The following is a 17855-nucleotide window of genomic DNA, read 5'->3' as shown; positions in this document are numbered from 1 at the left end:
AAGCGAGAGCGACATGACTCAATTCAGAAAAAACGTGGGCGGTTTCAAGTACTTCACCGGTATCGAGTCGCTGGCCCAGATCGCGACCCGCGAGGACCGTGTGTGCGTGCTCAACATCCTGGGCGGGGAATCCAGCGAGGTCACGCCGGTCGGCCACGCCTGGAGCGGCGGCAACGTGGTGTTCGGTACCTCGCCTGGCAGAGGCGGCCAGGTGCTGGAGACGCCTCACGGCAGCATCCCGGTCTACAACAACGTTCGCGAAGGCCTGGAAGCCGGCCACAGCTTCAATTGCGGCGTGGTCTACCTGCCGCCGAGCGCTGCAGACGACGGCGTGGTCGAGCTGATCCGCGTCAATCCCGAGCTCACCAAGATCTTTATTCCCACCGAGAAGATGAGCGTGCACGACGCGCGCGAGATCCGCGCGATGGCGCAGGCGCGCGGCATCGATATCTTCGGCGGCAACAGCCTGGGTGTGGCGGATTCGTGGAACCAGGTTCGCATCGGCGGCGCGCTCGGGGGCGACAGCCCGGGCGATACGTTGAAGAAGGGCTCGGTAGCCATCCTGTCCAACTCGGGCGGCTTCACCACCACCATCGCGCAGTACCTGCGCATGGGCGGCTGGGGCACCACCACGCTGGTGTCCTCGGGCAAGGACGTCTACATCCACTATGCCGCGCCCGAGTTCGCCTTCGCGCTGGGCAACGACGACCGCAGCAAGGCAGCGGTGCTGTACTGCGAGCCCGGGGGCTACTACGAGCTCGACGCCGAGTTCACCAAGCCCGTGGTGGCCTGCGTGGTGGGGCGCTGGAAGAGCAAGCTCACACGCGCCGTCGGCCATGCCGGCGCGATGTCGGGCGGCGGCGACGACGCGGCCTCGAAAGAACGCTGGTTCATGGAGAAGTTCGGAGTGGACGCGCTGTATACGCCCGAGCGGCCGGTTTGCTCGGCCAAGGGCGCGGTGGTGACCAACATCGCCGACATCCCCGCGGCGCTGAGTGCGGTGATGGCCGCCAACGGCGTGAAGCCCGACTTCGCGCCGGAAGGCACGATGGAGCTGAAGGCCTGGTTCGGCTCGAACGCGGGCGCGAAGCTTCCATCCGAGCTGGACCTGCCCACGGTGCGCGCGGTGGCGCCTTACGACGTGCAGGTCAAGTCGCTGGAGTTGCAGGTCGGGGCCACGTTCGCACGCGAGGCCTTGAAGGACGCCTCGGGCGTCTCGCAGATGGACGCCAAGACGCAGGTCACGCGCCTGAACGGCGTGTCGGTGCTTGACGCGGCGCAGTACACGCTGGAGGGCAACGTCGGCCTGGCCCTGCTCAAGGAGCCCGGTGGCGAGAACGACCGCAAGCTGGTGAGCGTGGCGGTGGGCGCCTGGCTCAACCTGCATGGCGATGCGACGCTGGCGGCGGCGCAGGCCGCGCGGGAGGCTGGCAATGCGCCCAACGCCGTGCTGGCCGCGGCTCTCGCCATCGTGGGGCCGCGGCGCACCGAGCCGGCCCGTGCGATCGCGCACGAGCTGATCGCGCGCTTCTCGGCGGCGGGCCTGAAGGACGCGCTCGACGAAAGCTTCACCTTTGGCGGGCTGTTGGAGAGCCCAGCGGCGGGTATGGTGAGAACCACACCCGACCCGCGCGCCCAGGCGATGCTCGACGGACTGCGCGCCCGTGGTGCGCGCTCGGTGTTCGTGCGCTTTCTCGAGCGTCTGGGGGGCTACCCCACCGCCGATGCCGTGCTGGCCGCCATCACCACCACGCTGGGCTGGGGCCCCCTGATGCGCAAGCGCGTGTCGCGCCTGACAGTGGAATGCCTGCCTGCGTGGATGCAGCTGTTCGGCACGTCGATCGGCGCCTCGGTCGAGGCGTCACGGCACGAGCCGACGCGCTTTTGCGGCATCTCCGAGGCCGATCTGCTGGGTGCCCGCTCGCTCACCGAAGTCGCCTGCGTCGCGCTCCTGCATGCCCAGCCGCGCCCGGGGGACCTGTTCGCCTTCCAGACGCTGGTGGGCCTCTTGCTGTCGAACGGCCCGGGCACGATCTCCGCCCAAGGTGCCAAAGGGGCGGTGTCGTCCGACGGGCCGGAGCAGCCTGAACGCGTGCAGCTCAACAAGGGGATGATCGGTTTTCTCACCCATTGCGGCTACGCGCACGGGGGCAACGGCTACGAAGGCGTGGCCTTCCTGCTGGAGCAGTTCAAGGACAGCGGCCTGACCGATCCGGGCAGCCCGTCGCACGGCGCGGACGTAGGCGCGCTGGCGGCGCGCTATGTCGAGTCCTATGCACGCTACAAGGCCGACAAGAAGACCAGCGGCAACCTCGACATCCAGAAAATCCCCGGCGTGAACCATCCCGTGTTCAAGGACAAGCCGGTCAATCACGATCCGCGCGAAGTCTTCATCGCCGAGCTGATGGCCAGCCGCGGCGAGCACAACGTCTTTCACGAGTTTTATCGCGCGCTGGTTCAAAAGCTCTATGACGAGGGCGTGTCGCGCAACGTGTATTGCGTGAACATCGACGCGGTGATCGCCGCCTTGCTGCTCAAGACCGTGTGGCCGGCGTACCGCGCCGGCACGATCAAGGCCGATGCGCTGGAGACGGCGGCGTTCACGATCTTCCTGTACGCCCGCATGCTGGGCTGCGCGGCCGAGATCGACGATCACCTCAACCGCGGCCGCAACATGGACACGCGCTCCGCCGCGTCGGCGTGCCGCTTTCTGGCCTGACCCACGGAGACTGCGATGAGTGACACACTGAAGCGCGACGCCCTCGACTACCACCGCTATCCCACGCCGGGCAAGATCTCGGTGACCCCCACCAAGGCCATGGCGACCCAGCGCGACTTGGGCCTGGCCTATTCCCCGGGCGTGGCCGAAGCCTGCCTGGCGATTGTGGAGGACCCGCGCGAGGCGGGCAACCTGACGGCGCGCAACAACCTGGTGGCCGTGATCACCAACGGCACGGCCGTGCTGGGGCTGGGCAACATCGGCGCGCTGGCGGGCAAGCCGGTGATGGAGGGCAAGGGCTGCCTGTTCAAGAAGTTCGCCGGCATCGACGTCTTCGACATCGAGCTCGACGAACTCGACCCCGACAAGCTGATCGACACCATCGCGCGGATGGAGCCCACCTTCGGCGGTATCAACCTCGAAGACATCAAGGCGCCCGAGTGCTTCTACATCGAGAAAAAGCTGCGCGAGCGCATGAAGATTCCGGTGTTCCATGACGACCAGCACGGCACGGCCATTGTCGCCGCCGCGGCCATCCTGAACGCGCTGCGGCTGGTGAAAAAAGACATTGCCGAAGTCAAGCTGGTGTGCTCCGGCGCCGGCGCGGCGGCGCTGGCTTGCCTGGACCTGATCATCAGCCTGGGCCTGAAGCGGGCCAATGTTCTTGTCATCGACAGCAAGGGCGTGCTGTTCGCCGGCCGCGAAGGGCTTGACGACAGCAAGGCGCGCTACGCGCAGGAAACCCGCGCGCGGACCCTGGCCCATGCCTGCGAGGGCGCCGACGTGTTCCTGGGCCTGTCTTCCGCCGGTGTGCTCAAGCCCGAGATGGTCAAGACCATGGCGCGCGACCCCATCATCCTGGCGCTGGCCAACCCGGACCCGGAGATCAGTCCGGAAGAGGCGCTGGCCGCGCGTCCCGACGCGATTCTGGGAACGGGGCGTTCGGACTATCCGAACCAGATCAACAACGTGCTGTGCTTTCCCTTTATCTTCCGCGGCGCGCTGGACGTCGGCGCCACCACCATCAATGAGGAGATGAAGCTGGCCACGGTGCGCGCCATCGCCGAGCTGGCCCATGCCGAGATCCCGGAATCCGTGGCCAAGGCCTACGGCGCCGCCGGCCTTCGCTTCGGCCGCGACTACCTGATCCCCAAGCCCTTTGATCCTCGCCTGATCGAAATGGTGGCGCCCGCCGTGGCGCGAGCCGCCATGGATTCGGGCGTCGCCACCCGCCCCATCGCCGACATCGAGGCCTACCGTGGCGGTCTCGCGCGCTTCGTCTACCGCTCCGGCTCGGTCATGCAGCCGGTGTTCGCCGCGGCGCAGAAGGCACCCAGGCGTGTGGTCTATGCCGAAGGCGAAGACGAGCGCGTGCTGCGCGCCGTGCAGATCGTGGTCGACGAGGGGCTCGCCTGGCCGATCCTGGTGGGCCGTCCGTTGGTGGTGGAGCAGCGCATCCAGGACTACGGGCTGCGCCTGGCGCCGGGCCGCGACTTCGAACTCGTCGATCCGGATACCGACGCACGCCTGCCGCAGGCCGCCCAGGCCTACTACCAGCTCACGCGGCTCAAGGGTGTCACGCCGCTCGCGGCCGAGTCCGCCTTGCGTCGCAACCCCACGGCACTGGCCGCGATGCTGGTGCACCGCGGTGAGGCCGATGCCTTGCTGTGTGGCATGTGGGGCGGCTTTCGCAGCCACCTCGACGTCGTCGCCGCCGTCATCGGCTTGCGCCCAGGCGTCGAGACACTGGGGGCGATGAACATGCTGATGCTGCCCGAGCGCACGCTGTTCATCTGCGACACCCACGTCAACTACGATCCGAGCCCCCAGCAGCTCGCCGAGATCGCCGTGCTGGCGGCCGACGAGGTTCGCCGCTTCGGCGTGGTGCCGCACGCGGCCCTGCTGTCGCACTCGAGCTTCGGCAGCGAGGACACGCCCAGTGCGCGCAAGATGCGCCGCGCGCTTGAGCTGATCCGCTCGCTCAAGCCGCGCTTCGAGGTCGAGGGGGAGATGCACGGCGATGCCGCCTTGTCCAAGGAACTGCTGGACCAGGTGCATCCTGGTTCGGCGTTGACGCGTGACGCCAACCTGCTGGTGATGCCCACACTCGATGCGGCCAACATCACCTTCAATGTGCTCAAGGCCACGGCGGGCCATGGCATCACCGTGGGGCCCATCCTGCTAGGCCTGGCCCAGCCGGCTCACATCCTCACCCCCACGGCCACCGTCAGGCGCATCGTCAACATGTCGGCGCTGGCTTCAGTGGACTGCGCGTCGGAATGGTCCAGCCGCACCGCCAGCTCGGTGCTCTCGCAGATCCGCGCCGGTACTGATGAGCTGGCGTAGTGCCGAGCGCCGTAGTAACCCGCATTCGCACGCGCGGCCAGTGCAGGTTGTCCCATATCGGCATCATCAGAGTAGCGCACGAAATAGCGAACAAACTCGAGGCTACGGCTGCTGCAGTCGCAGCAGCAAGTCTAAATCAGGATACCCATCTGCAGGCAATCCGATGCTGCGTTGGTAGCTCCGGATGCCGTCCCGCGTAACCGGCCCCATTATGCCGTCGGGTGTGCCGCTGGCAAAGCCACGCTGGTTCAAGGCTGTTTGCAGCGCCTGCAACTGGCTGCGCGTCAGCGCCTGCAGATCGCGCGGCCAGGGCGCTTGCACGGCGGGGCCGTCGGACAGGCGCTGCGCCAGCAGGCTGACTCCCAGCGCATAGCTGGTGGAATTGTTGTAGCGCAGGATGGCGCGGAAGCTGGGGCCGCCCAGGAAGGCGGGGCCGCGCGCCCCGGCGGGCAGCAGCAGGTCTGCGTCGGCCAGGGCCGGCAGCGGCGCGCCGTCCATGCTGCGCACGCCTTCGGCAGCCCACTGGGCCGAAGTTTGCCGCAGCCCGGCATCGGCGCGGCCAACATCGAAGCCCGGCGGCAGCTGGACCTCGGTGCCCCAGGGTTGGTCGGCCTGCCATCCAGAGCGCGCCAGGAAATTCGCGGTCGAGGCCATGACGTCGGCCATGCTGCCCCAGATGTCGCGCCGGCCGTCGCCGTCGGCATCCACGGCATAGGCCAGGAAGTTCGACGGCAGGAACTGGGTCTGGCCCATGGCGCCGGCCCAGGAGCCAACCATGTGCACGCGGTCGATGTCGCCGTTCTGCAGGATCTTCAGGGCCGCGAGCAACTGGCCGCGCGCCCAGTCCTCGCGCCGGCCCTCGAAGCCCAGCGACGCCAGTGCGTCGATGGTGGGGATATCGCCGTAGTTGCTGCCGTAGTTGCTCTCCATGCCCCAGATGGCGACCAGGATACTGACGGGCACGCCGTAGCGCGCGGCGGCAGCGTCGGCCTCAGCGCGCACCTGCCGCAGCTTGTCCTGGCCGCGCGCCACGCGCTGGGGCGACACCGCGCTGTCCAGGTAGTCCCAGACCGTACGGGTGAATTCGGGCTGCGCACGGTCCTGTTCGACCACGCGCGGCAGGTAATGGGCGCCGTCGAGCGCGGCCTGCAGCGTTGCCTCGCCAATGCCTGCGGCGCGCGCGGTGGCGCGCAAGCCATCGACCCAGCGCGCGAAACGCTGCTGGAGCGCGGCTTCATCGGTCGCGGCCTCCGCTGGTGGGCCATTGGTGGCAGCGGCCGGCGGCTGGGGCGCCTTCGAAGGCCCGGCGGCGCAGCCCGCCAGGGCCACGGCCAGCACTAGGGGGCTCAGCCAGGAGCAGCGCAGCGGCGGAAATGTGGGTTCGTGCATGCCTGCAATTTTCGCCTACGCGCACCACCTCGCCGAAAACCCTGCACGCAACGCAGAACCGGCTCAGTCGAGGTCGCGGCGGCCCAGCAGCCATCCGAGCAGGACACCGGTAGCCAGTGCGCCGGCGGCGATCTTCCAGGGCTGGTCGTGGGCATAGTCGTTGGTCGCGCCGGCGATCTCCTTGGCTCTGCTGGCGGCGATGCGGGCCTTTTCGGCGGCGATTTCGCGGGCCACGGCCATCTTGGTTTCCACGCGCTGGCGCAGTGCTTTGAGCTGGGGCAGAGATTCGACTTCCTTGCCGGAGAGCACGCTGTGCACGTCGCTGGCGAGTTCTTCCACCAGGTTATTGGCGGTGGCTTCAAGGGTTTTAAATTGGCTCATACGAAACATACTTTCTGTTGGCTAAAGGGAGATTTCACAGGCACGTGCATGCCTGCGAAATTGGCTGTGATGGCGCGGCTTTCACTTACTCGCTGCGCACCGTCAAGGTCTCGATGATGGTTTCCAGTTGCGGGCTCATGGGCAAGTTGATGCTGGTGCCGGACTGTGGCAGTTTCTGCAGGAACCAGCGCTTGTATTGGCGCTCGATCTCGCCGTCGATGGCCAGGGCCTGGAAGCTGTCGTTCACCAGTTTGCTCAGCTGCGGGTCGCCTTTGCGGTACATGATGCCGTAAGGGTCGTAGGAGAGAAACTCGCTCACCACCTGGTAGTCGCCGGGACCCTTGCCCTTGTTCTGGGCGATCAGGCCGTAGAGCAGAACATCGTCGGTCGCAAAGGCTTCGGCGCGGCCGCTCGTCACCTGCGCAAACGACTCCGCATGGTCGCCCAGCACCAGCAGATTCAGGTTGAGCTTGAACTTCTCCGACAGCTCGCGCATCGTCTTCTCGTTGGTGGTGCCACGCGTCACGGCCACAGTCTTGCCCGCCAGGTCACGAAACCCCTTGATCGGCGAGCCTTTCTTGACCAGCAGCTTGGTACCTGAGACGAAGATCGTGGGCGAGAAACTCACCCGCTTCTGGCGCTCCAGGTTGTTGGTGGTCGAGCCGCACTCCAGATCGACCTGACCATTGGCCACGGCGTCGATGCGCGACTCGGCCGTGACCGGCGCCCACTTGATCTCCAGGCTCTTGTGCACGGCCTCTTCCATCGAGGCGACCAGGGCCCGGCACAGCTCGATCGAATAGCCGATAGGCTCGCCACGTGCCGACAGGTAGGAGAACGGCACCGACGATACACGGTAGCCGATGGTAACGGCGCCGGTCTCGCGCACCTTGGCCAGCGTGCCGCTGAGCGCGACCGGCGAGCTTGGCGAAGTCGGCTCGGTCTGTGCCAGCGCCACGGACGCCAGCCCGAGCAGCAGTACCGCAGTCAGCGGTGTCTTCCAGAGGAATTGCATGGCTGGGGCCTCAGGTGTGCACCGGCTGCGCCAGGGTAGCCGCACTCTCTGCGTCCAGCGTCTTGGCGTTCTCCGCGGCGGCGTTCTCGGGCAGCAAGGCGCCTTCCCACTTGGCGACCACCGCCGTGGCGATCGAGTTGCCGACCGCGTTGGTTGCCGAGCGTCCCATGTCCAGGAAGGTGTCCACGCCAAGAATGAGCAGCAGGCCCGCCTCGGGGATGTTGAACTGGTTCAGCGTGGCGGCGATCACCACCAGCGAGGCCCGCGGCACACCGGCCATGCCCTTGGAGGTGAGCATCAGGATCAGCAGCATGGTGATCTGCGTGCTGATCGGTAGCGCGATGCCGTATGCCTGAGCGATGAACAGCACTGCGAAGGTACAGTACATCATCGAGCCGTCGAGGTTGAACGAGTAGCCCATGGGCATCACGAAGCTGGAAATCTTGCGCTTGACGCCGAAACGGTCGAGTGCATCGAGGATCTTCGGATAGGCTGCCTCCGAACTGGCCGTGGCAAAGGACAGAAGGAAAGCCTCTTTGATGAGCACCAGCAGCTTGAATACGCGCGGGCCCAGGAAGGTGAAGCCCGCCAGAATCAGCACGGTCCACAGCACGAACAGGCCCAGGTAGAAGTCGCCCATGAAGACCGCGAACTTGAGCAGGATCTCGAGCCCGTTCACCGCCACGGTGGCCGCCATCGCGGCCATCACGGCGAGCGGGGCCAGCTTCATCACGTAGCCGGTGATTTTGAGCATCGCGTGGGCTAGTTCGTCGATGGCTGCCACGAGGGTCTTGCCCTTTTCGCCCAAGGCCGCTAGCGCGACGCCGAAAAACATCGAGAAGACCACGATCTGCAGGATCTCGTTGTTGGCCATGGCCTCGGCGAAGGACTTGGGCACCAGGTGGCTGACGAAGTCTTTCAGCGTGAACTTCGAGGTCGCCAGGTTGGCGGAGGCACCGATGTCGGGCAACGGCAGGCCGAGGTTCAGGCCCGGCTGCAGCCAGTTGGCCATCACCAGTCCGAGCACCAGCGAGATCAGCGAGGCGGTGACGAACCAGCCCAGCGCCTTGCCGAACACCCGCCCGACGGAGGACGCATCGCCCATGTGCGCGATCCCCACAACCAGGGTGGAGAACACCAGTGGCCCGATCAGCATCTTGATCAGCCGCAGGAACACGTCCGACACGATCGAGATGTAACCCGCGATCTGGGTTGCGGCTTTCTTGTCGGGGAACTCAATAAAAACAAAATAGCCGATGATGATCCCGAGCACCATCGCTATCAAAATCCAGGCAGCTGGCGGAAGTTTTCTTTTCATGTCGGAGTCTCCATGTGTGTTGTGGGTCAAAGTTTTCGGTGAAATAGCCCGCACCGCGGCGCGGGCTGGCAAAAAAGGCAAATGGTCAGCTGGGTGGGAAGGCCGGATAGACGACGTCTCGTTGTCCCTCCTTGAAAGTGGCGATGGACTGGACCCAGCTGTCACCGGGCCATAGCAGTTCGGCCTGCCCGCTCAGGGGGCGGTAGACCGCGCTGTACAAGGTGCCGTAGCCGCGCAGCCACGACGACTGGTACAGGGGCGTACGCAGCAGGGCATCCGCCAGCGCCTGTATGGGAGCCAGCTGGTCGATCTGCTGCTGCAGCGCGGCCAGCCGCTGCGGCGAACGCGTAGCCCGCGCATGCTCGGGCCACTCGATGTCATGCTGGAAATTGGTCACCGCCTTGCGCCGCGTGACTTCGGTCGGACGATCGGGTGCGACAAACACGGTGGCCCAGTCGGCGCTGCGGTCCAGCAGGGTCACGCTGTAGCTCATATGCACCGGAACGCGCTGGAGAATGGCGATGGCCTCGGCCGTGCTGTGCGCTGCCTCCAGCACATAGCGCAGCACCAGCGGGATACCAAAGCCCGCGCCGGTCACCGTGCGGCCACCGAAGGACAGGGACGCGCTCAGCCCGGCCTGGTTCACGCCGTCCAGTGCGCCCCACAGGCAGTCGCTCATCGCCAGCACCCGATTCCGCTGGTCGGTCCAGCGTGTGGCCAGCCAGTCGCCTTCCAGCAGCGCGGGCGCGAAATCGTAGTTGCGCAGCAGCACGGGCTCCTGCGCGCCAGCGGGATCGATCCAGACGGCCTGGGCACAGCCGGCGATGTACGGCGGCGGGCACCACAGCGACAGGAAGCGCGCCTCCACGTCGCCGCCGCCGGCCAGCCCGACCAGGCGCTCCCAGGTCGGCACCAGCTCGGGCATGTGCTCTCTGATGGCCCGCCGACTTTCGAGGTAGCTGGGCCGCCCGACCGCGCCGCTGCGCAGAAACCAGGCGCGGTAGCCAGGCCAGGAGCGATTGAAAATGGCCTGCCATTTCTCGCCCGGCTGGTCTTCGCTCACCGCGCGGAAGCTCACATTGATCGACATTGCGTGCGCCGGCTCAGAGAATCTTGAACGAACCCGGTGCTGGCGCCACCGCGTGCTGCGTCGTCACGATAGGCTTGCCGTCGTAGTGGTTCTTGATGCCGCGGATCCAGTCGCGCGCCCGGACGTTGAGCTTGAAGTTGTCGTCCATCGAACGCCCCCGCGTGATCAGGATGCCCAGGTCCGCGCCCTCGTAGCGGTAGTCGCCCGGGCCGGTAATGCGCAGAAAGAAAGCCTCGCGCTCGCTGTCGATCGCGCGGCGCTCGTGGTCGTAGCGCTGGTAGCCCATGGTGCCGTCTTCGCTCAGGCGGTAGATGCCGGTGGCGGGTGCGCGCGTCACCTGGTCGACCTTGTCCTCGGTGTACTTGATGACCACCTGCGACCAGGAGTCGATGAAGTGCGGCTGCGCCCAGCGCTCGTTGATCTCGCGCACATTGAGGTCGAAGGGCACGCCCGAGAATTCGAGCAGGTGGAACAGGAACAGCGGCGCATCCGCGTAGGCGAAAGCCGCGTGGTTGGTCATCGGGCTGGCGCCGCAGATGCGCGGGTTGAGTTCGCCCAGGTAGACCTCGCCATTGTCCTGGTCGATCAGGAAGTCGAGGTCGAAGTAGCCGCGGTAGCCCTCTTCCAGCAACTGGTTGCCGAAGCGCTCTGCCATGTCGCGGGCCTTCTGCCGCACACCTTCGGAGAATGCGCCGGGAAACACCTCGTTGCCGCACCAGCCGCCCTTGTAGGGAGTCAGTTCCTTGGCGCCCACCACCTCGGTGAGCAGCGGCCCGACCAGCGTGCCGGACTGCGTGGCGCACGCCTCCAGCGTGGCGCCGCGGCAGTTGATGCGCTTCATGATCTTGACCTCGGGGTCGTTGACGATTTCGTCCTTGTGCTTGTTGAAGTCGTCCTCGTTGGCGATGAAAAAGGTGGTGTGGCCAGAATCACCAAAGGCCGACTGCACCACCAGGTCGCGGCCGAGCTTGTTGCGTTCCGCGATCTGCATCAGGTGCTGGTAGCTGTCGACTTTTTCCAGGGCGTTGGGCACCGAGAAGACGCCGGCCTTGTTGCCGATGCGCACGGTTTCCATCTTGTTGTCGCAGCGCTGGCGCAGCTTGGCGGGTGGGAACCACACGTCCATGCCCAGCTCGCCGGCCAGCGCCTCGGTCTTCTCGTCGAACATCAGGAAGGTGGCGACGGGCTTGCCGCCGCGACGCTCGATCAGGTCGATGACTTCCTTGTGCTGCAACAAGTAATTGCTGATGTCCTCGATCGACTCGAACTCCGCGTGCGGGCTTTCACTGGGCACGAAAACGTTCGGGTGGCGCCCGTCGAAGCAATCGATGTAGTTGATGTAGCGAAAGCGGTTGACCCAGCGGTCGACGCCCAGCAGATTGAAGTTGGTTGCGCCGATGAAATAGATGGGCCGCTCGTTGCGGTGAAACATCAGCAACAGATCGGAAATGCTCTTGACTTTATTGCTCACTTGTTGCTCCTCTTGGTGGACTTGGCTGGGGTGGTTTCTGCAACAGCGGTGGTGACCGCCTCGTTTTGGGGATCTTGTTCCTGCGGCAGCGCCGCTCTGCCGGCGACGGCCAGCGCGGCGCGGGCCGCCGTGGCCTGGGCGGCGCGGGCCAGCGCAACTTCATTGAAGATGCGAAAGCCCAGCTCGGGCCGGAAGCCATGAATTTCGCGCACGTCGAGCGCGGCCATGAACTGCAGGATTTCGGCGCTGATCACCTGTCCCGGCACCAGGATCGGGAAGCCCGGTGGATAGGGAATCACAAACAGCGCCGAGACCAGCTCGCGGCCCGCGCGGATCTCTTTCGCGGCCTCCTCCATGCCGATGTATTCGCAGTTGATGTCGTCGTAGGACAGGAAAAAGGCGCTGCGGATATCGCCGTCGCGCGTCTCGGCGCGGCCCTCCACGCTGCGCCCGCGGAACGCGAAATGGAAGCTCGAGAAATCGGGCAGCGGCGGCTGTTCCAGCGTCAGCGAGCGCACCCGCTTCTCGTGGATGCGCCGCTCGATGGCGCTCATGTCGGTCACGCGGTCATCGACGTCGCGCGCGATCTTCACCAGCACCTCGAGCAGATAGGCGATCGCCGAACGGGTGCTGCCGATGTTGGTCATGAACAGCACGGTGTTGCGCGAGGTCTTGTTGATCTGGATGCCGTACTTGTCCATCAACTCCTTGTTCTTGAAGGTGTCGCCGTCCATGCCGGTGGCGCCGATGGTCAGGGTGGCGCGCGTCGGGTCGAGTGCGAACTCGTCGGTGCGCCAGGCCGCTTCCAGATTGTTCCAGCCGTTCTCGTCGTTGTAGTAGGACTCGACCCCCGATTCGCGGTATGGCAGAGGCACCACATCGCTGACGCGCAGGAAGCGGAAATAGCGTTTCAGCAGCGGGTGGATGCGTACCTGTTCGCGCAGACTCATCGCCAGCTCGAGCTGGCGCTGGATCAGCTCGTAGCCCTCGAGTTCGACCTGGCGCCGACCGACGTCGAGCGAGGCCAGGATCTGGTAGTTCGGCGAGGTCGAGGTGTGCGTCATATAGGCCTCGTGGAAAGCCTCCTCGGCCTTGTCCTTGAAGTCCTGGTCCCACACATGGATCATCGAGCCCTGGCGCAAGGCCGTAAGCGTCTTGTGGGTGGAGTGGGTGGCATACACGCGCACCCGCGCCTTGGCCGGGTCGGGCAGCAGCCGCTGGTCCAGCAAGGCCTGGTCGTCATCCCAGTCCAGGCCGGCACGGAATTCGGCATAGCGCTGCGCGTACTGCGGGTCTTTCAGCGTCTCGGCCAGCTTGGCCGCCGCCGCCATGCCGGTACGCTGGCGGTAGATCGGGTGGCAGCGCGCGAAGGCGAACCAGGCTTCGTCCCACAGGAACACCAGGTCCGGCTTGATCGCCAGACATTCCATCATCACGCGCTCGACGTCGTAGACGATGCCATCGAAGGTGCAGTTGGTCAGCAGCACCATGCGCACGCGCTCCAGCGTGCCGGCGCGCCGAAAGCCCAGCAGCGTCTCCTTGATATGGCGGATCGGCACCGCGCCATACATCGAGTACTGATCGAGCGGATAGGAGTCGAGATAGGCCACCTGGGCCCCCGCCAGCACCAGGCCATAGTGGTGCGACTTGTGGCAGTTGCGGTCGACCAGCACGATGTCTTCGGGACGCACCATCGCCTGCACCACGATCTTGTTGCAGGTGGAGGTGCCGTTGGTTGCGAAATAGGTGCGCCGGGCCCCGAAGGCGCGCGCCGCGTACTCCTGTGCCACCTTGAGCGGGCCGACCGGATCGAGCAGCGAATCGAGCCCGCCCGAGGTAGCCGAAGTCTCGGCCATGAACAGGTTCATGCCGTAGAACTGTGCCAGGTCGCCGATCCAGTTGGAGTTCATGATCGATTTGCCGCGCGCCAGCGGCAGCGCATGGAACACGCCGGTCGGCTGCTTCGCATATTCGCGCAGCGCATTGAAGAAGGGCGTGCGATGCCGCTCGCCCACGCCCTTCATGATCGAGCTGTAGAGCTCTATATGGTCTTCCTCGCCGAAGAAGATGCGCTTGAAAACTTCGCCCACGCGCGCCGCAATGTCCTCGACATTGACGTCGGTCACCAGGTACAGGTCGAGCTCGGGGCGGATCTTGGCGATTCGGCGCCCCAGCAGGGGGCCGCGCTCGAACTCGGGCATCATCTCGATGCCCTCGTCGAGCCCATCGAGAAAGCGCCGCAGCATATCGTTGTGGTTGACCGAGCGGAACGGGAAGCCGTGCCGGATCACCACGGCCTGCAGATTGAAATTGACCAGCGTGGCCATCAGCGCATCTTCGAAGCTGGGGACCACCACGATGTCAAAGATGAAGTCGTCGTCGGCGCTGCGCTTGCGCTGGACGCGGCGGCGCAACGCGTCTTCCTCGCTGGCCGACATCTCGTCAACGATCAGCACTTCGAAGTAGGGACGCGACAGCTGCGCCTGGCGTTCGCTGTCGGTCTCGATCTGCGACGGCAGCTCCGAGTCGCCGTCCAGCGCGTTGGACTCATGGCGGTAGGTCCGCGCCGCCAGCACTCGATGGATGCGGCGTGCGGCCGAATGCGCCCGCGCCAATTCCCCGCGCTCGATCCAGTTGCATAGCTCGTTGAAAACCCTGCCGCCCGGGAAGGCCCAGTAGCTCTCGATGGGCGCGAGTTCGTTGCTCAGATCCGTGACTTTTTTCAGCCGCCGCGCGTACTCGGCGTGGTCGCTGGGCAGGATGTTCAATTGGCTCAGATGGTCGACCAGACCGATCCAGCTGTCCGCACGCATCTCCCACACGCTGCGATGGCGGCTCAGTGAGGGCTGCCCTTTTTTGCTAGGCGTTCCAGCATTCATGTTTGTCTCCTGGGGACACTGCGGAGTGCTTGTGTGTCCCGAATTTTTGTTGATGGCGAATCTGGGATGCTTGGGGGTCAGTCGGGTTTTTTCAGCGCCCCCAATGTGTTCAGATAGGGATAGGCCGGGTTGTTCTCCCGGTAGACGTCAAACACGCATTCGCGGTCGCGAAAGCTCTTCAGCGGTTGCCCCAGATTGCTGCGCAAGCCGCGCTCGCGCTCGCGCCGGACACGCGCGAAATCGACGTCGATGGCCATGATCTCGGCGCCGCCGTCGGCCTGGTGCAATACATAGCCCGACGGGTCGCAGATGATGGAGCGGCCCACGCCGCCGTCGCCCACGCCGTTGACGTCAAAGAAGTACACCTGGTTGGTCACCGCGGATGCACGGGCGATCGACAGTTCCACATCGCGGTCGATGGTGTCCGTCATGGTGGGGTGCAGAATCACTTCGGCCCCCATCGCCGCCAGCGTGCGCGTGGTCTCGGGAAACCACATGTCGTAGCAGATCGAGACCCCGAAGCGGCCCGCGCCGGGCACGTCGAAAACGCAGAACTCCGAACCGCCCGCAACGTCGCGCTCGTAGGGTCGGAAAGGGAACAGCTTGCGGAATCGCGCAATCACTTCGCCTTGCGGATTGATCACCGGCGTGGTGTTGTAAATGACCGGGCCGGTGGGCCCCTCGGCCCGCTCGAACAGCGAGCCGGGTATGAACCACAAGCCGGTCTCGCGGGCCAGTTCGCACAGGCGGGCCTCGGTGGGACCGGGCAGCGGCTCGGCCTTGTTGCGCCCGGGGCCGTGCGCCGAGAGCTCGGAGAAAAGCACCATCTTCACCCACGGAAAACGCGCACGGATATGGCGCAGATAGCCGCCCATGCGTTCCACGTTGCTATCGAATGCAGAAACATTCATCTGTACGCCCGCCACACCAAAAGTGCTGGCCGCGTCGTGCTGCATATGTGCACCGTTCATTGATCCAAATCTCCTATCGTGATTGATTGATGTACTTGCTAAGAACCCATCGCGTTCGTGGCGCGGCCTGGTGCAGCGGAGCACGCCCGAAACGCGTCAACGCTTTTCATTTCCGCAGACCCAGGACCACATGGCATCGATCACCGGCTTGGAACTCTGGGACGCGCGGTAGAGCCGAACTTCCAGGTTGGTCGTCCATTCGTCCGATCCGGCGACCGCCACCTTCCCGTCCTCGAGTTCGGTGACCACACAGCTCTCCGGCAGCCAGCCTATGCCGTGGCCGGCAACCACCATGGCCTTGAGGGCCTCGGACATATGGGTCTCGAAATTGCGCCGCAGATTGCACGGCGTGCGGGCGTTCAGCAGGGTCATCTCGACGACGTTGCCCAGAAAAGCCCCCGACGAATAGGCCATGAACGGCAGCGGATCTTCGCTGGACCCGGGCAGGCTAAACAGGGGCTTGCCGCTGGCGTCCATCGCGGAGAACGGCAGGATTCTCTCGACGCCCAGCAGCAGATAGGGAAACAGATTGGGGTCCAGCAGGATCGGCAGCTGCGGATGGTGGTAGGCCAGCAGGAGGTCGCAGTTGCCCTCCACCAGTTGCTGCACGCCCGCGGGCACATTCACCGCATGGACGCGGGCCACCAGCGGACCGAAGCTCTGGTGCAGCTTCTTGAGCCAGACCGGAAAGAAAGTGAGCGCCAGCGTGTGGGCCACGGAGAACTGGACCACCTTCTCCGGCTCGGCCAGGGGCTGATATCCCCCCAGCAAGGTGCGCGCCGCATAGGCGTCATGCAGCAGGTCCGCCGCTATGCGGCGAAACAGCCAGCCCGCCGAGGTCAGGGTCGCCGGATGGACGCTGCGGTCCACCAGATCCACGCCCAGCCACTCTTCCAGGGCCATGATGCGCCGGCTGAACGCGGACTGGGTGATGTGCCGGTCTGTCGCAGCGCGCGAGAAGCTGCGCGACTCGGCCAGGCTCAAAAAGTCCTCAAGCCATTTAACTTCCATTTGGTAACCCCAATGCGGCAAAAAGACGTGTCATCGAATGCTGCTATAGCGTAGTCCCATATCCCCGGGCGTGCCACTGTTATGTGCCACTTGTGCTATGCAAAATTCGCCGCGCTTTATTCTGAATTCGAATTTTCATTGCCTCGCCCGCCGGGCTCCTACATAGTCGCCCCTGCAAAACCTCGGCAACCCGCACGAACACTAGAGAGTGACTTTTTTCGCAGCCGCATTGACGCCATGCTCAACCTGAGCGACCCCTTGGCGGTGCTGGCAACGCGCTTTCCGTGGGATCAGATCGAAGCGACGCTGGCGCAGAAGTTCGAGCACCAGCACGCACCGGCCAAATTCTCGAAGGCCAGGACATGTTTGGCAACGACCCTGGTGGGCGCAGGTCGCAGCAATGCCGGACACCCCAAGCTCCCCGTTCGCCTGATGGCCAGCCTGCTGTACCTCAAGCACAGCTTCAACCTCAGCGACGAAGAGCTGGTGGTGCGCTGGAGTGAGAACATCCTGTGGCGGTTCTTCAGCGGCGTGGACTACTTTGAGCACCGGTTGCCCTCAGCGCTCAGGACGCCCGCGCCAGTACGACACCAACGCCGAGGCGCGCGTGATCGCCTTGGCCTGCTCAGCCCCGCCCAAGGAACGCCAGCGCTGGACCATGGTCGAGCTCGAACGCGCCGCCTGCCAGGAGCCTGGCATGCAATCCGTGAGCCGGGAAACCGTGCGCCGCATGCTAAAAAAAACGATCTCAAGCCCTGGCGCCGGGTAATGTGGTGCATTGGGGCTCTGACCGAGGAGTACCGTGCCCGGATGTATGCCCTGCTCGAACTGTACGCGCGGCCAATATCCAAAGCCGAGCCGGTCATTTGCATCGACGAGAAAAGCCTGCAACTTATCAATCACAGCCGAGCGCCGTTGGCCATGGCAACGAATAGCCCAAGCAAGCAGGACTACGAGTATGTGCGCAATGGCACCACCAATCTGTTCGTTGCGGTCGAGCTCAAGGCGGGGCGGCGCATCGTCTCGGTCACCGAGCGTCGAGGAAAGTTCACTTCGTCGCCTTCATCAAAGAACTGCTCACTGGCGCATATGCCAAGGCACACCGAATTCACAGGCACCGCATCGTGTGGCCTATCAGGTAGGCGAGATGGTCACGGCGCGGCAGCTGGTCGCCACGACAAGGTATGCACCGGCTGTGCCGTGTCATGACAAATTCGCATCCAGTTCGTATGAAATGAAGTTGCTCTATACGCTCGCACTCCTGT

The 17855-nt window shown here is 64.9% G+C and carries 12 protein-coding genes; 3 read left to right on the top strand and 9 right to left on the bottom strand.

What is annotated here, in order from left to right; translation table 11 throughout:
- Nucleotides 1–13: 13 nt before the first annotated feature.
- Together AC1DS5_RS01395 and AC1DS5_RS01390 are read left to right on the top strand one after the other, a co-directional pair.
- Nucleotides 14–2719, top strand: coding sequence for a CoA-binding protein (locus AC1DS5_RS01395; RefSeq protein ID WP_477716456.1), 2706 nt, complete (start codon nt 14–16; stop codon nt 2717–2719).
- Nucleotides 2720–2734: 15 nt separating this feature from the next.
- The gene (locus AC1DS5_RS01390) at nt 2735–5065 is read left to right on the top strand and encodes an NADP-dependent malic enzyme (protein ID WP_477716455.1); all 2331 of its coding nucleotides are present in this window, start codon (nt 2735–2737) and stop codon (nt 5063–5065) included.
- Between the two features lie 102 nt (nt 5066–5167).
- Here AC1DS5_RS01390 and AC1DS5_RS01385 read toward each other — a convergent pair whose 3' ends face one another.
- The 9 genes from AC1DS5_RS01385 to AC1DS5_RS01345 all read right to left on the bottom strand — a co-directional run bounded on the left by AC1DS5_RS01385 (nt 5168) and on the right by AC1DS5_RS01345 (nt 16590).
- A complete protein-coding gene (locus tag AC1DS5_RS01385) occupies nt 5168–6454 on the bottom strand; it encodes a lytic murein transglycosylase (protein WP_477716454.1) in 1287 nt (428 codons plus the stop codon).
- A gap of 63 nt (nt 6455–6517) precedes the next feature.
- A complete protein-coding gene (locus AC1DS5_RS01380; RefSeq protein ID WP_477716453.1) occupies nt 6518–6835 on the bottom strand; it encodes an ElaB/YgaM/YqjD family protein in 318 nt (105 codons plus the stop codon).
- A gap of 85 nt (nt 6836–6920) precedes the next feature.
- Nucleotides 6921–7850: an amino acid ABC transporter substrate-binding protein gene (locus AC1DS5_RS01375; RefSeq protein ID WP_477716452.1), complete on the bottom strand. Its 930-nt coding sequence runs from the start codon at nt 7848–7850 to the stop codon at nt 6921–6923.
- A 10-nt stretch (nt 7851–7860) separates the two neighbouring features.
- Entirely contained in the window at nt 7861–9168 is a 1308-nt protein-coding gene (locus AC1DS5_RS01370) for a dicarboxylate/amino acid:cation symporter (protein ID WP_477716451.1), read from the bottom strand.
- A gap of 85 nt (nt 9169–9253) precedes the next feature.
- Entirely contained in the window at nt 9254–10258 is a 1005-nt protein-coding gene (locus AC1DS5_RS01365) for a C45 family autoproteolytic acyltransferase/hydolase (protein ID WP_477716450.1), read from the bottom strand.
- Nucleotides 10259–10271: 13 nt separating this feature from the next.
- Nucleotides 10272–11729, bottom strand: a complete 1458-nt coding sequence (locus tag AC1DS5_RS01360) for a biotin carboxylase (protein ID WP_477716449.1) — start codon at nt 11727–11729, stop codon at nt 10272–10274.
- Entirely contained in the window at nt 11726–14608 is a 2883-nt protein-coding gene (locus AC1DS5_RS01355) for an aminotransferase class I/II-fold pyridoxal phosphate-dependent enzyme (protein WP_477716448.1), read from the bottom strand. Before AC1DS5_RS01355 ends, AC1DS5_RS01360 begins: the two co-directional genes overlap by 4 nt.
- 77 nt (nt 14609–14685) lie before the next feature.
- Nucleotides 14686–15579 carry a carbon-nitrogen hydrolase family protein gene (locus tag AC1DS5_RS01350; RefSeq protein ID WP_477716447.1) on the bottom strand — a complete coding sequence of 298 codons (894 nt, stop codon included), beginning with the start codon at nt 15577–15579 and terminating at the stop codon, nt 14686–14688.
- 96 nt (nt 15580–15675) lie between these two features.
- On the bottom strand, nt 15676–16590 hold the full coding sequence (locus AC1DS5_RS01345) for a LysR substrate-binding domain-containing protein (RefSeq protein ID WP_477716446.1): 915 nt from the start codon (nt 16588–16590) through the stop codon (nt 15676–15678).
- A gap of 237 nt (nt 16591–16827) precedes the next feature.
- Here AC1DS5_RS01345 and AC1DS5_RS01340 point away from each other — a divergent pair, with 237 nt between their 5' ends.
- Nucleotides 16828–17799 carry a transposase gene (locus tag AC1DS5_RS01340; protein WP_477716445.1) on the top strand — a complete coding sequence of 324 codons (972 nt, stop codon included), beginning with the start codon at nt 16828–16830 and terminating at the stop codon, nt 17797–17799.
- Nucleotides 17800–17855: the final 56 nt, after the last annotated feature.

The sequence above is a fragment of the Polaromonas sp. P4_H1 genome (genome assembly GCF_056400945.1).
This window is presented reverse-complemented; position numbering and strand designations above follow the sequence as displayed.

What these genes read in the sequence shown, in the direction of transcription:
- AC1DS5_RS01380 (WP_477716453.1), bottom strand. Translation starts at nt 6,835, where the DNA reads ATGAGCCAATTTAAAACCCTTGAAGCCACCGCCAATAACCTGGTGGAA.
- AC1DS5_RS01345 (WP_477716446.1), bottom strand. Translation starts at nt 16,590, where the DNA reads ATGGAAGTTAAATGGCTTGAGGACTTTTTGAGCCTGGCCGAGTCGCGC.
- AC1DS5_RS01385 (WP_477716454.1), bottom strand. Translation starts at nt 6,454, where the DNA reads ATGCACGAACCCACATTTCCGCCGCTGCGCTGCTCCTGGCTGAGCCCC.
- AC1DS5_RS01340 (WP_477716445.1), top strand. Translation starts at nt 16,828, where the DNA reads ATGCTCAACCTGAGCGACCCCTTGGCGGTGCTGGCAACGCGCTTTCCG.
- AC1DS5_RS01365 (WP_477716450.1), bottom strand. Translation starts at nt 10,258, where the DNA reads ATGTCGATCAATGTGAGCTTCCGCGCGGTGAGCGAAGACCAGCCGGGC.
- AC1DS5_RS01350 (WP_477716447.1), bottom strand. Translation starts at nt 15,579, where the DNA reads ATGAACGGTGCACATATGCAGCACGACGCGGCCAGCACTTTTGGTGTG.
- AC1DS5_RS01370 (WP_477716451.1), bottom strand. Translation starts at nt 9,168, where the DNA reads ATGAAAAGAAAACTTCCGCCAGCTGCCTGGATTTTGATAGCGATGGTG.
- AC1DS5_RS01355 (WP_477716448.1), bottom strand. Translation starts at nt 14,608, where the DNA reads ATGAATGCTGGAACGCCTAGCAAAAAAGGGCAGCCCTCACTGAGCCGC.
- AC1DS5_RS01395 (WP_477716456.1), top strand. Translation starts at nt 14, where the DNA reads ATGACTCAATTCAGAAAAAACGTGGGCGGTTTCAAGTACTTCACCGGT.
- AC1DS5_RS01390 (WP_477716455.1), top strand. Translation starts at nt 2,735, where the DNA reads ATGAGTGACACACTGAAGCGCGACGCCCTCGACTACCACCGCTATCCC.
- AC1DS5_RS01375 (WP_477716452.1), bottom strand. Translation starts at nt 7,850, where the DNA reads ATGCAATTCCTCTGGAAGACACCGCTGACTGCGGTACTGCTGCTCGGG.